The sequence below is a fragment of the Novosphingobium sp. genome (assembly GCF_036820275.1).
Classification (GTDB): domain Bacteria; phylum Pseudomonadota; class Alphaproteobacteria; order Sphingomonadales; family Sphingomonadaceae; genus Novosphingobium.
Window position 1 is genome coordinate 88,568 of record NZ_DAISLT010000020.1, and the last position, 13,172, is coordinate 101,739.

At 64.0% G+C, this 13,172-nt stretch carries 10 protein-coding genes; 1 reads left to right on the forward strand and 9 read right to left on the reverse strand.

From position 1 onward, the window contains the following. Positions 1-51 precede the first annotated feature (51 nt). From V7066_RS16460 to V7066_RS16480, 5 genes are all read right to left on the reverse strand, one after another. Positions 52-798: a TonB family protein gene (locus V7066_RS16460; RefSeq protein WP_334184066.1), complete on the reverse strand. Its 747-nt coding sequence runs from the start codon at positions 796-798 to the stop codon at positions 52-54. 70 nt (positions 799-868) lie between these two features. After that, positions 869-1,969, reverse strand: coding sequence for a cytochrome-c peroxidase (locus tag V7066_RS16465; protein WP_334184067.1), 1,101 nt, complete (start codon positions 1,967-1,969; stop codon positions 869-871). Between the two features lie 8 nt (positions 1,970-1,977). Then, positions 1,978-4,809, reverse strand: a complete 2,832-nt coding sequence (locus tag V7066_RS16470; RefSeq protein WP_334184068.1) for a TonB-dependent receptor — start codon at positions 4,807-4,809, stop codon at positions 1,978-1,980. Positions 4,810-4,972: 163 nt separating this feature from the next. Further along, on the reverse strand, positions 4,973-5,953 hold the full coding sequence (locus V7066_RS16475; RefSeq protein WP_334184069.1) for a FecR family protein: 981 nt from the start codon (positions 5,951-5,953) through the stop codon (positions 4,973-4,975). Positions 5,954-6,076: 123 nt separating this feature from the next. Then, complete coding sequence (locus tag V7066_RS16480) at positions 6,077-6,580, reverse strand: sigma-70 family RNA polymerase sigma factor (RefSeq protein ID WP_334184070.1); 504 nt, start codon at positions 6,578-6,580, stop codon at positions 6,077-6,079. A 269-nt stretch (positions 6,581-6,849) separates the two neighbouring features. On the opposite strand from V7066_RS16480, the gene V7066_RS16485 reads away from it, so the two are divergent. Continuing rightward, entirely contained in the window at positions 6,850-7,092 is a 243-nt protein-coding gene (locus tag V7066_RS16485; protein ID WP_334184071.1) for a hypothetical protein, read from the forward strand. Between the two features lie 50 nt (positions 7,093-7,142). Here the strand turns inward: V7066_RS16485 and phoA are convergent, their stop codons facing one another. The 4 genes from phoA to V7066_RS16505 form a co-directional block, all read right to left on the reverse strand. After that, positions 7,143-8,546: an alkaline phosphatase gene (gene phoA / locus V7066_RS16490; RefSeq protein ID WP_334184072.1), complete on the reverse strand. Its 1,404-nt coding sequence runs from the start codon at positions 8,544-8,546 to the stop codon at positions 7,143-7,145. Positions 8,547-8,593: 47 nt separating this feature from the next. Continuing rightward, positions 8,594-9,478, reverse strand: coding sequence for an endonuclease/exonuclease/phosphatase family protein (locus V7066_RS16495; protein WP_334184073.1), 885 nt, complete (start codon positions 9,476-9,478; stop codon positions 8,594-8,596). 87 nt (positions 9,479-9,565) lie between these two features. Continuing rightward, entirely contained in the window at positions 9,566-12,346 is a 2,781-nt protein-coding gene (locus V7066_RS16500; protein WP_334184074.1) for a TonB-dependent receptor, read from the reverse strand. 292 nt (positions 12,347-12,638) lie between these two features. Beyond that, positions 12,639-13,172 (reverse strand): hypothetical protein (locus V7066_RS16505; RefSeq protein ID WP_334184075.1); only part of this gene is annotated, 534 nt, incomplete at its 5' end.

A 13,172-nucleotide genomic window follows, 5' to 3' on the forward strand; every position in this document is an offset into this window, starting at 1 on the left:
TTGGTTGTCGGAAGAAGTTGAGAATTGGCCGATCGGCGCGGTCCAAGGCGTTCAGGTCGAGGCGCGATAGGTCATGGGCACGATGAACTGGAGCTGCGCCGCGCTCAGCTCTTTCGGCGGGCGGGGATAAGGTACGGCCCCCCGGATCTGCGCCAGCGCCAACCCGTCAAGCGCGGCAACGCCGCTGCTGCTGACGATGAGGATGTCGGTGATCTCTCCCGCTCCCGTAAGGTTGAAACGAACGAGCACCCGGCCCTGGACACCCGACCGGGCGAGGCGGGCGGGGAAATCCTTCTTGCTCAGGATGTGGCGGAAGACCTTGACGGCATAGCTGTTGCTCCCCCTGCTTGACCTGGCCGGAGCGGATGCCGGCGATGCCGCGGACGAAGCCTCGGGACGGCCCTCGTCGGATGCTGCGGGCGATGCCTGCGGCGGGGCTTCCGCCGAAGCCGCATTCCGGCTCCTGGCGCCCTGCTTCCCCTCGCCCTCGGCAATCTGGACCGGCCGTGGCAGCGGCAGTTCCGAAACCACGGGGGGTGCCGCCGGCAGCGAGACAGCAGGTTCCCGTAATGCCGCCGGCCGGGCCGCACTGTCCGCTGCGCGCGCCGCCTGCTCCGGGCGTGGTTCGGGTTCGCTGGCTTCGTCCGGCGCGGCGGCAAGCGATACGGTGGTCAGGCGCTCCCCATCGGCAGTGCCTTGCAGCTCCGCCTCCGGCGCCCGCCACACCGCCAGAAGCAGGAGCAGGACGGCGGCGTGAACCGATATCGCGAGGCATGCCGAGGTGATCCGGGACGTCATCGAACCCCCACCTCGCCGCCTTGCCACCTGTGCGTGAGCAGGCCTGTCGCTGCATTCGATGCGTTCATCGTCACAAGACCTTGAGGAAAGCCACGAGCGCATCGCGCTCCTGGCGCGTCAGCTTGAGCGGCGTCAGCAAAGGATCGTGGATGGGCGCAGGCACGCCGTTCCTGCCCTGAGTCCGGTCCTTGCCCCCTCCGACATTGTAGAGCGACACGACATCTTCAAGCGTCGGAAACAGCCCATTGTGCATGTAGGGCGCCGTCCGACTCAGCCCGAGCAGCGATGCGGTGCGAAAGCGGCCGACATCGGCCGGGTCGCCGGTCACGTCATAGCGCCCGAGATCTTCGCGGGGACGCCCGTAGAAGCTGATGCCGAGATTGTGGAACTGCCCGTCGCTCAGCAGCGGTCCGTTATGGCAAGCCGCGCAGCCCGCCTTGGTGCGGAACAAGTGCAGGCCTTCGAGTTCCTGATCGGTCAACACCGCAACGCCTCGTTCCATGACCCGGCTCCAGCGCGTGCGCGGCGGTCGCAAGGTCCGTTCGAAAGCCGCGATCGCGGAAGCGGCCGTCTGCAAGGTCACCCGGCGCTGGCCACCCTGGGCGCGGAAGGCCGTGCGGTAGCCCTTGTCTCGATTGATGCGCGCCTCGATCAGACGGGCCGTGCCCGCCATCTCCTTGCCGTCGAGCATCGGGCCGAGCGCCTGTTCCTCAAGGGTCGCGGCGCGCCCGTCCCAGAACAACGGGGTCATCCAGGCGGCGGTATAAAGCGACTGGGCATTGCGGTGCCCGCGCTGCCGGTCATGCCCGAATGCGGTACGCAATCCGTCCCCCATTCCCAATTCCGGACTGTGACACGATGCGCAGGCGATCTGCCCGGAGCGTGACAACGCGGGATCGTCGAACATGCGCTTGCCGATATCCGCCAGCGCCTTTTCGCGAGGCGTCGCTTCCGGGAGCCGGGGGAGCGGGCCGAACTCGATGAAGCGAGCCCCCTCCCCCAGCCGCGGGGCAGGCCAGCTTTCCGGCTTCCCCGCATAGAGCGCCCGCAGCGCCCCCGCCTGCGGATCGTCTCCATCGACCGCCTGCTGCGCGCGCCCCACGACATTCCCTGCGATCGCCAGGATCGCCAGCGTCATCACAAGGCGCGGCAGATTGAGAAAACGGAACATCGAAAGCCTCAGAACCGGTAGTTGAGACCGGCCCAGAACGAGCGTCCGTATTGGTAGGGTTGCGCCGTCGCGGTGCTGTTCGGCGAGGGAATCCGGTCGAGCAGGTTCGCCACGCGCACGTCGGCGGTCAGCACCCCGTAGCTCGAACGGATGAGTTCGGCCTGGAGGTTGAGATTCACGTCGATCGAACGCGGATACTTCACATAGTCGTAGACGTCGTAGCTGCTGCCGTCGATCGTCTCATTGACGGTGGTATCTTCGATACGCTTGAACTTGTCAGTATAGCGCAAGTTGACGTTGGTGGTGATCCGGTCGTCCAGCCAGAGCGCGGTCCAGGTCATGTTGGCGATGAACGGCACCGCCAGGTCGGGACGCTGGTTGAGCGCAACGAGTTCGGAATAGCTCAGAACCTTGCCCTGGAACGAGACCATCAGGTTGGCGAGGTCGTCGTCCACGTTCGCCATGTAGTCGTCGTTGGTCGATGTGGTCTTCGAGAAGTTGGTATTGAAGGCGACCGAGTGCTTGCCGAAGCTGCGCGCCCATTCGACCGACGCGCCCCGATACTTGCTATAGCCGTCATTGGTGATGACGAACTGCGTATAAGTCGAAATATTGCCGTTATCGAGCGTCTTGGTCACCTTCTCACCGGCAGAGCTGGTGAACTCGTCATGCCCTTCGCGGTAAATTCCCTTGATCCGCAGGCTTCCGCCAAGGACGCGGGCAGAAAGCGCGGCCGAAAGCTCGTCCGAATAGGGCGTTTTCTTCTTGCCGTCCGCATAGCTGTTCGATCGGTTAGTGGTGGACAAATACCAATCGGCGTCGGAATAGGTGGTGAGCCCGCCGCTTGTGACGCCCTTGCGCACATAGGTATAGTTGTCCGGATACTTCTCGCGCAGGGCATAGCCCAGCATGGAGCGCCCGTAATAGCGGTTCGCGCCCAGGGTCACGCTCCAGCCGTCCCACGGCAGCGCGTAAGTGGCCGAAAGACGCGGCGAGACGTTGTGGTTGCCGAGGAAGCTCTCGTAATCGTAGCGCAGCCCCCCGCGCAGCGTGAAATCGCCGATCTCGGCGCTGTACTCGGCCCAGCCGGCCACGCTGTCGAGGTTCACGCGGGCACGATAGGCCTGATAGAGCGAATAGGCCGTCAGCGCGTATTCGCCGGTGGTGCAGGTCAGGCTGTCCGGCTGCGCGCAGACGATAGTGGCGGCGGCGGACCGGGCCGTCGTCGTGCGATAGGCGTAGTTATCCTCAAGGCGGCTGCGCATCGCCTCGATCCTCTGGTAGTCGAAACCGGCGGAAAGACGGCCCGGCCCAAGCGGCGTCGACCAGCGCCCGGTCAGTGCATAATTGTTCTGCCACTGCCGGATATCGCCATAGCTGCCGATCACGCAATTGGTCGAAGTGGAGCAACCGCTGCCCACCTCGGTCCACGAGGAGATCGTGTAGTGGGTTCCGGGGGCGTCGCGGCTGGTGTCGCTGTGCGAAAAGCTGGCGGAGAGCGACCAGTTGGTTTGGCCCGACTTCGCCAGTTCAAGCCGGCTGGTCACACCCCCGCCGTGCGAGACCATCTGCGAATCGATGGAGTTGTTGACCTCGGATTCGCTCGTGTAAGGCGTATAGGAGAACTGCCCCATCAGCTTCAGGTCGCCGGCGACGTCCGCCTCTGCCTTGGCGAGGAAGTTGTCGCTGGTGCTGGACTGGCCGTAAGACTTGCTGCCGTAGGCTGCCGTTTTGCTATAGGTCACCCGCGCCTGCGAACGGTTGTAGCCGAGCAGCAGGCCGATGGCGCTGCTGACGGGAAGGTCCACAGTCGCACCGTAGCGCCACTTCTCGAACGAGGGCTTTGCCGGAAGCTCGCCGTCCAGACTTTCGCGCGATCCGTCTGAAATCTTGAAGTTGGTCAGGGCGTCGGAACTGTAGGATACCGTGCTTGAAAAACCGAACTCGCGCTTCGGAGCGCGGGTCTTGATATCCAGTGCGCCGCCGGTGAAGCGGCCATATTCGGCCGAGACGTTGGAATCGCGCAGCGTCACCTCGCCGATCAGGTTGGTATCGACCCAGAGCGCCTGCGCGGATGCGCCGGTGGGTTCGGCGAAGTCCGCCTTGCTCGTAACGTCCACCCGCGCATTGGCATCGATGCCGTCAAGGGTGATGAGGTTCTCATAAAAGCGACCGCCCGAGATCGAGATGTCGGAAGGACGGATATCCTGGATATCCTCGCGCGTGGCCATGTTTTCGTCGCGGCGGAACTGGACGGTCGGCATTGCCTTCAGAATCTGGTTCGCGTCGCCCGAACCCGGTGCTCGGGCGCGGATTTCCTTTTCGGTGATACGGGTCGTGCCCGCCTCCGCGCCCGTGCCCATCACGTAGCTTTCATCGGCGCGCTCGCCGTCGGCAACCACTTCGGGGAGCGCCTGTGCGCCGGTTTCACCAGCCACTGCCGCCGCCTTCTGGCTGCCGCCCGCAGAGAACGAGGCGACCAGCACGTCACCGCTCGCGGCCTGACCGAGAGGCTCCAGTGCCACGGTACGCTCGTCGATCCAATGCCAGGCGAGACCGGTCCCCGACAGCATCATCCCGAGCGCTTCTGAAGTTTCGAAATCGCCGGAGACCGCGCCAGCGGCGCGGTCCGACACGAGGCCGCCTTCTGCGGTGATCTGGATGCCGGACTGGCTGTTGAACAGCGCAATGGCACGCAGCAGCGGCTGCGACGGGATATCGAAGCGGCGCACCGTCGTGTTCTGTGCGGCAGCCAGGGTGACAGTCGCGGTCATGGTCATTGCCGAGGTTGCCAGGAGCGCGGCGGCCATCACGATCCGCTTCGTTCCCCTGCTGCTCACTACCCCATGCATCGATCGAATCTCCTGAAAAACAGATTTGTGCTATTGCGATGCAACCGCACGAACCCGTTGGTCAGAGTGAGACGATCCCCACCACCGATTTTCCAGAAAAAATTTCATGCCGCGCGGAAACACTCGGCAAGCCATTGGATCGATATGGTTTTCAGGTTATAAAAATCAGCCACGGCGTGATGCGCTGCACTTTGCCGCCAGCGCGCGAAACGATGGCCGCGAGTGCATTTTCCGGCTCATGCGCATTGTAGACGCCGTCGATCCGGCTGCGCGCGAGCGCGCGGTTCAGCAGCACGATGCGTCCGCCAAACCAGGGGCGCAGTTCGTCGATGACCTCTTCGACCGGCCGATTGCTGGCAATGATCGCCCCGACCTGCCAGGCGCCCAGCAGCGCCGGATCATCCGCACCGGTCTCGACACCGTGTGCTTCATCGACCCGGACCCATTGGCCCGGCGACAGGTCACGCGTGAAGCCCTCGGTCGCTACCCGCACGCGTCCGCGTTTCAAGGAAACCGCGGTTGCCCCGCCGACGCGCCGAACATCGAAACTGGTCCCCAGCACGGTCGTCTGCACGTCGCCGGCGACCACACGAAAGGGCGCTGCGGGATTGTGCTCGACGTCGAACCACGCTTCGCCCGCCAAAAGACGAACCGAGCGGGCCTTGGCACTGTAGTCGACCGCAAGAGCACTGCCCGGCCCCAGGTTCACGGTACTGCCGTCCGCCAGCGTCACGCTGCGCACTTCGCCGGGCGCGGTCACATAATCGGACTGCAGATTCAGCAAGGCGGCAGGGGCGAACCATAGCATCAACGCAGCCGCGCAAGCGCCGGCGACAAGTTGCCCCGGCCGAATGGCTGCGGCACGGCCGGGGTTACCCTGCCGCCATCGCCATCGCCGCCGCGCGCGTAGGGGGGCCATGTCCGTCCCCTGCCACCGGCTGCCCGGTTCCGGTTCGACCTCGGCGATCGTCCCGAAAGTCTCGGAAACGGCAACCCATGCACAGGCATGTACGGGATCGTCATCGAGCCAGCTCTCGAACCGCCCCTGCAGGGATGCGCTCTCCGGTTCCTCGCGCAGAAGAATGAGCCAATCGGCCGCCTGCTGTTCGGCGGTGCGCGTGCTATCGCTCACAGGCGGGCTCGCTTCCACGCCGGACAACGGCTTCAACCGTCCGATATGCTTCACAAGAGAAGGGCGCGCGAACCTCATGGGAGTGAGACGCTTCAGGGTATCGATTTTTCAGAGAAAATTTTCTCATGGCCGATCGCCTTGGCCGATACCGCACCTCGTGGTGCAGGCGGCAAGGCCATCTGCGATCAGCACGTGGGCTAGCGACACGGAAATTCCCAGACGATCAGCGATTTCCCGCAGCTTGTAGTCACCGAGCCGGTACATCTCAATCGCTATGCGCTGGCGCTCCGGCAAGCTGCGGAGCACGCCCATCACACATGCGAGATCGCGCCGGACAAATACCGTCGCTTCGGGGGTGGCCTGGCCATCGACTGCCGTGCGGGCCGCGCTTTCCAGATCGCCGCCCATCAGCCTGGTTTCTCGGACACGTCGCCGCAGCGCGTCGATGGCAAGGTTCCGGACGGTCGTGCGCAGATAGCCCAGCGGCTCGCGGACATCCTTGCCCCCGTTCCGCTGAGAGAGCGCCAGCCAGGCTTCCTGAACGATGTCTTCGGCTTGTTCGCGATTGCCGATGACCTTCGAGGCATAGTCGATAAGCGCGGGACGATGCGCCATATAGGCGCGCATCGTCGGCGTTTCGACTTCGGAGGCTGGCGACTTACGGCTCTTCAACGGGCATCCTTTCGTGCCCGCTGATTCCGGAACGATCGAAGGCCGCCATTATTGCGATTCATTCGCAGTGGCAACAGTGAATGCCGAACGGCAGTCGAGATAGATGCCGGTCCGACCAGCTTCGTTCGTCCAAAAGCGGCTGTTCATGAGCATTTGCTGATCGAGTAGCATGACCTGATGACTCGGAAAATGCGACAAATCAGAACTCTAGGACAGTTAATCCGATGCAATCAGATCAGAAACGGTTCCAGACCGCATCCGTCCGGGTAGCGGGCAGTTCGACCGATGTCGCACAGGCCATGATCGTCACCGCATGGAACCTGGCGATTGCCGGGGTCGCGATCCTGGGCGGAGCATTGCTCGATCGCTACGGCGCCCGATCGCTGCCCTGGACGGCACTTGCACTGCTCGTTGCCGCAGCGGCAACGCGGCCGCCCCTCAGGCGCGAGGCTGTTGCGCGCGCCTGAGGGCGATCGACGATGAGCCGTCGATCAGCGGCCGGTGTCAGCGGCTCGTTTCAATCGAGGCCCAGCGTCCCGCGCACGATGTAATGCAGATCCGTCTGGTCGATCAGCCCGGCGACGTTGGCCGCCCCCGGACCGTAGGCGGCGATGCGCAGCTGGGTGCCGGTGTGCCCCATCGCGCCTTCCTCGGAAGTGCCGTAGTTGACGGTCATGACCGCGCCGTCCTTCGTGACGAGCGCCTCGGTCAGGCCCGGCGCCTTCGATCCGTTGCTGATGATCTGGCTGGTATGCGCATGATCGGCCGTGACGATCACCAGTGTGTCGCCATGCTGACGGGCATAGTCGAGCGCCACCTGCACGGCTTCGTCGAGATCGACCGTCTCGCCGATCTGCCCGCAGGGATTGGCGCCGTGGTTTTCCTTGTCGATCGATGCGCCTTCCACCTGGAGGAAGAAGCCCTTGGGCTTGTCCTTCAAAAGCGCGATGGCCTTGCGCGTCATGGCGGCCAGAGTGGGCACGGTGGCGGTGCGTTCGGGATTGGCTTCGCATCGGACCGGGGCCTGGTCGATATTGCCGTGATGGCTGGCACGCGGACCTTGCCAGCGAACCGGCATGTTCCCCGGTGCGAACAGCCCCAGCAGAGGCGCGTCGGCTCCAGCGGCGGTCACGGCCTCCAGTCCGGCAGCGTCACGCACGATCGTGAAGCCGCGCGCCTTGGCCTGCTGAAGGAGTGTCCTGCCCTTCCACTTGCCGCCGCGCGCGGTTTCATCGAACGTGGCGGAGCCGCCGCCCAGCGTTACGTCGGGACGCGCCGCCAGCAATTGCTCGGCGATCGATCCTGCGCCGCCTGCTTCCAGCGCATTGGTCGGACAGATCTTCGCGGTCGCCTCCGGCCCGAAACACTTGCGCTGCGTGACATGGGCATATTGCGCGGCCGGCGTGGCATCCTCGATATCGGCGGTGGAAACGTCGCCCGTGGCCAGGCCCGCGGCCTTGGCACGCTCCAGCAGGCTCGTGTGCGGCTTGCCCTTGACGTCGACGCCGATGGCGCCGTTGTAGCTCTTCACGCCGGTGGCCCAGGCCGTGGCGGAAGCGGCGGAATCGGTGACGTAATCGGGAAGACCGGTCTCGCGGTCGAGCGAATAGTGCGTGTACTGGCCCGTCACCGGCAAAGCGTCGATGCCCTTGAAGAAGCCGCCTGCGCCTTCGGCATAGTTGCGCGCCAGGGTGATTTCGGAATCGCCCATGCCGTCACCGATCAGCAGGATCACGTTGCGGGCCTTGCCGCCGACGATCTGCTTGCGGAATGCCTCGGTGCGGTCGCCGGAGATACGCCGTGCGCCGCCCGCTTCGGCGATGTCGCCCTTTGCGGCGCGCGAGAGGTCGGACGTGTCCTGCGCCAGAGCGGGCTGCGCCGCAAGGACCAGGGCGGCAACGAGAGAAAGGCGTGAAATCATGATGGTTCCTGTGATCTGGATAGGGGCGTTGCAGCTATTTGACGCAGCTATTTGACGGAACTGGACCGCACCCCGGCGGCCGGGCCGCCCGCCCAGGCGAGATCGGCCACGACGGGGAAATGATCCGAAGGATAGCGGCCGTCGGAGGAGGTCGTCACGGTCGTCGTCCGCAGCGGGACGAGATTGCGGACGAGTATCCAATCGATGCGCGCAGCGGGAACGCCGGTGAAATCGTGATAGGTGCCTTGCGGCCCGCGGCGCTCGGCCGCCGCCTCGTAGGTATCGGTCAAAGCATCGGTAAGGATGCCGTGAGGCCGCGTGTCCGGTCCGGCATTGAAGTCGCCGGTCAGGACGACCGGGATGTCGGCGGGCAGTTTAGCGATCCAGGCGGCGATAAGCGCTGCAGACTTTTCGCGGGCACGCTCGTCTTCGTCGCGGTGGGCGAAATGGGTGTCGAGCAGGTAGAAACGGCGGTGGTCCGCGCCGCGCTCGAACAGTGCCCAGTTGACCATGCGGGGAAGCGTCTCTCCCCATGTCGCGCGTCCCGCCACCGTGGGCGTGGCAGACAGCCAGAACATGCCTTGTTGCAGCACCGACATGCGATCGGCGCAATAGAAGATGCCCATGTGCTCGTCGGCATGACCGCCGCGCCGGTCCAGTCCGAACCACCGGTATTGCGGCAGCGCGGTCACGAGATCGTCGCCCTGCTCGCGAAACAGTTCCTGCGTGCCGATCACGTCGGGATCGGCCTCGGCCACCGTCCGGGCCAGGATGGCGCGCCGGTGAGGCCAGTCGTTGGCGCCGTCGTCCGCGGGATAGCGCACGTTGAACGTCATGACCCGCAGGGGGCGTGCCTCTTCCGCCGATGCGGCCTGCGGGGAGAGAAAAGCGGAAAGCAGCGCCGCGAGCGGCAGCAGCAGACGACAGGACATTACAGGTTCCTTCGCGTGCGGTGGATGAACGGGGAAGAAGCCGCCGATCCGACGGCATCGGATCGGCGGCTCCCGGTTTCCGGTGTTTTAGAACTTCACCGTCGCGCTGACCTGATAGACGCTGCCGGTCTTCAGGTATCCGCCGTTGCGATCGTTCGAGATGTACTTCTTCGATTTCCCCACGGTGGTCCAGTAAGCGTGCTGGTTGAGCACGTTGCGCGCGGACACGCCGATCTCCACCGCGTCGCTCAACTCATAGGCGGCGCCGAGGTCCAGAGACCCCATGGGCTGGATGTAGATGTCCGGGTCAGAACTCTGCACCGTCGCCAGGATCCGCCCGGTGTGATGATAGTTCGCGTTCGCGCGGAAACGGCCGCCGGTGTAGAACAGGCCCGCGTTGTAGATGAGGTCGGGGGCCTGCGGCAGGCTGGTCGTGCGGACATCGTCCTCCGCCAGGGCGTATGTCGCCCTGGTCTTCTGCACGGTGATCGAGCCACCAACACCGAAGCCGTTCAGGAACGAGACTGCGCTGCCGTCATACGTGTAGCGGCCCGAGATCTCGACGCCCTTGGCGCTGCCGCCCAGCCCGTTCTGGGGCATGAAGGTCGTCACCGTGGAACCGGTCGACCCGACCAGGTTCTGTCCGGCCGTGGGCACGATGATGTTGCGCAGCTTCTTGTAGTAGAGCGCAACCTGGAGATACTGGCCGACGCCGCCGTAATATTCGAGGCCCAGGTCGAAGTTCCACGCCGAGGTGGGCTTGAGGTTCGGATTGGGCTTGGTGATATATTCCAGCGCGTCCGTCGTATCGTTGAACGAGTAGGTCGCCGGGCCGGCTAGGTCGTTGAAGCCGGGACGTGCATAGCTGGAGCGGACCGAGCCGCGCAGGACCAGGCTGTCGCTGGGCCGCCACGCGACGAGCAGGCTGGGATCGAGCCGATCGTACTTGCGGGAGGAAGACACGAAAGCCCCGCTTCCGCCCGCCGTGCTTGCGCCTTCGAAGTAATCCGCCGCGAAGCGGTTGGCCTCGTAGCGAAGGCCCGGCAGGGCTTCGAGGTTCCCGAACTGGAAGCGCGCGTTGGCGTAGACGGCGGCGCGGCGTTCCTTGCTGTCGGTCACGCCCTGGTCCAGCGTTTCCTGCGAAACCTGGCTGGCGGTGCCTCCGACGGAATCCACATATTGCGCCACCTGGTCCTCGATCGCGCCGCGCGAGACCACGCGGATCGGCCGGGCGGGATAGGTCCCGATGAAATCGGTCAGGGTCTGGCCCGGAAGCTGGGAAACGGGCAGGCCTGCCACGTCACGCGGATCGAACGGGCGCGAGAACACATAGCGGGTGTTGTCCGGCGCGAGTTCCCGGCCTTCGCGGTGCGAATTCTCGTACAGGCCACCGATCTCGAAGGAGCGGAACACGCCCGTCTCTCCGTCCCAGTGCAGGTTGCCGCGGATCGTCCTCTTCTTTTCGGAATCGAAGTTCCAGCCCTTCTGAACATAGTACTGGCCCGGCGTATCGAGCGAGGAGACGTAGGCGGTCGCCTCCGGCGACATCACGGCCTGGGGCGCGCGCGGATTGCTGAGGTCGACGGTGACGCCCGATGCGCCATATCCCACGCCGCGCCAGGCCGCCTCGATGCGGTTCGGCTGGTTGTAGGCGCCATAGGCATAGGCACCTTCGAGCGAGGCGACGAAGCCGCCGCCCAGTTCGAACTCGCCGCCGAGCTGGGTGGAGAACAGCTTCTGGTCGGTGTCTTCGGTGCGGAAATAGCCCGCGGGGTTGACGCCGGTCCCCACGAAAACGCCGTCCGCGTTGTAGTTGCCGTTGCCGCCCGCCGCGACATTGGGATTGGGCTGGCTGGTGCCGTCGGCGTTGCTGGTCAGCTCGCTGCGCAGGCCCGTCTGGTTCATCGTGTTGGTATTTCTGTACCGCGCATAGTTCATACGCAGGTACGTCTTGATACCCTCGCCATGATAATCGAGCGAGCCGGTGGCGCCGTAGCGCTCCACCTTGTTGGTGAAGGCGTTCCACTGCAGCCCTTGGGCGGACAGGGCATCATAGTTGTCGCGCGTGGAACCCACGTTCTGCCGGGTGGTCACATAGCCGCTCTGGGCCGCGATCGACTGCGCGGCATTCGAGCGTTTCTCATAGTAACCGGCAAGATAGATGCCGAACTGGTCCCCGGCCCCGAACTTGCGCGCGGTATCGATGCCGATCGCGCCGCCCAGGCTGGGCTGATGGGAATCGGCTGCCAGGGCGGCAAGCTGGCCGAGGGCGCGAACGCGGCCGAAGTTGTTCGTGAAATCGAAGGCGGTGGGCGTGTGCAGATCGATGGCGCCCGCGATCGAGTCCGAATCCTTGTCCGCGCCGGGCGTCTTGTCGGCCGAGATGTTGCCGATCGCGAAAGGCGAAAAGAGATTGAGCGAGATCGCGCGGGAATCGCCGGCGACTTGCGGAAGGCGCAGGCCGTCGAGCGTATAGGCGTTGAAGCTGGTGTCGAAGCCGCGCACCGTGACGAACTGGGCCTCGCCCACGGCGGTCTGGTTCGCGCCCTGGTCATAGCTGGTCGAAATACCCGGCAGCGCGCGGGCAATGTCGGCGATCCCGGTGTTCGAGCTTGTGGCGATGTCGCCGGTCGTCAGGATATCGACGGTGCCGATCGCGTTGCGCTCCATATCGAGGGCGGTGCGGTCGATCTTGCCGTTGACGATGATGTCGGAGGTCAGCGTATCAGCGGCAGCGGCTCCCGCGGCGCTATCGGCGGACGTATCTGCGGCCGAAGCCTCGCCAGCCCAGGCCTGCCCGTGCAGCGACAATGCCGCCAGGCTGCAACCGAACATCAGCCGCAGCGTGCGGCTTTCCAGAAAATGCATGTCGACCCTTCTTTTTTGATACGCGCTATGTTGCGAAGGGCGGCCCCCTATGGGGGGCATGTGACAGAACCATGCGAATTTCCGGACACTTATGTGACAGAATGACCACTCGGTTCTGATTTACAGGCGATTTATCCGGTTCAAAGCGAGAGGTGCCAATTACGCACCCTTGCTTGCGTTTAAAGCTATCGCGCGCGCTACGCCATTTTCCGCGTCGCCCGATACTCTAGGCTTCAGCTCACCCGTGCGAATTGCTCTTGCGGTTCAAGCCGTGTCGGATGCGGCCATCCCATCAACCGGATAGACGAGTTGCTTCCGTGGGCTTGGGAGCGGCCAAAGCATTAAATAGGTTGGTCGTTCGGAAGCCCATCCCTCGATTCAGATTTCTACGCTTCAGGTCGAGTAATTTGCGAACGTCGGCCATTTCGCTCTCGACTGAGTTGGCAATTTCTTCCCATGTTTGTTCCGATAAGCGCCGTTCTTCTGCTTTCTGCGGACAACTAGAATGGTAAGGTTCTAGCGAAATCTCCTGCTCGCTGTCTGGGGCAAATTTTCCACCCATCTCAAGATATCGCCGCTCTAGCGCTTCATATTCTTTGAAAATCAATCGATTTTGGCGCGCTCGCTCGCGATTGGAGCATACATAATGCGTTAGAGGATGCAGAAGCCAGCCTCCACGTGCCCTGTAAAAGAAAGCAACCAGTTTGTGATCTACGTCGTCTGAGTTTGCCAAAGAGGGTGTCGCACCAGCGATCAATGCGAAGGCAAATATGTGCACGGCGGTGACAAACCAGGCCAATGGAGCGCCGGCAAATTGCTGAGCGCG

Coding starts and splice junctions, on each gene's coding strand:
- V7066_RS16460 (WP_334184066.1), bottom strand. CDS start 798: ATGACGTCCCGGATCACCTCGGCATGCCTCGCGATATCGGTTCACGCC.
- V7066_RS16465 (WP_334184067.1), bottom strand. CDS start 1,969: ATGTTCCGTTTTCTCAATCTGCCGCGCCTTGTGATGACGCTGGCGATC.
- V7066_RS16480 (WP_334184070.1), bottom strand. CDS start 6,580: ATGCGCGCCTATATGGCGCATCGTCCCGCGCTTATCGACTATGCCTCG.
- V7066_RS16485 (WP_334184071.1), top strand. CDS start 6,850: ATGCAATCAGATCAGAAACGGTTCCAGACCGCATCCGTCCGGGTAGCG.
- phoA (WP_334184072.1), bottom strand. CDS start 8,546: ATGATTTCACGCCTTTCTCTCGTTGCCGCCCTGGTCCTTGCGGCGCAG.
- V7066_RS16495 (WP_334184073.1), bottom strand. CDS start 9,478: ATGTCCTGTCGTCTGCTGCTGCCGCTCGCGGCGCTGCTTTCCGCTTTT.
- V7066_RS16500 (WP_334184074.1), bottom strand. CDS start 12,346: ATGCATTTTCTGGAAAGCCGCACGCTGCGGCTGATGTTCGGTTGCAGC.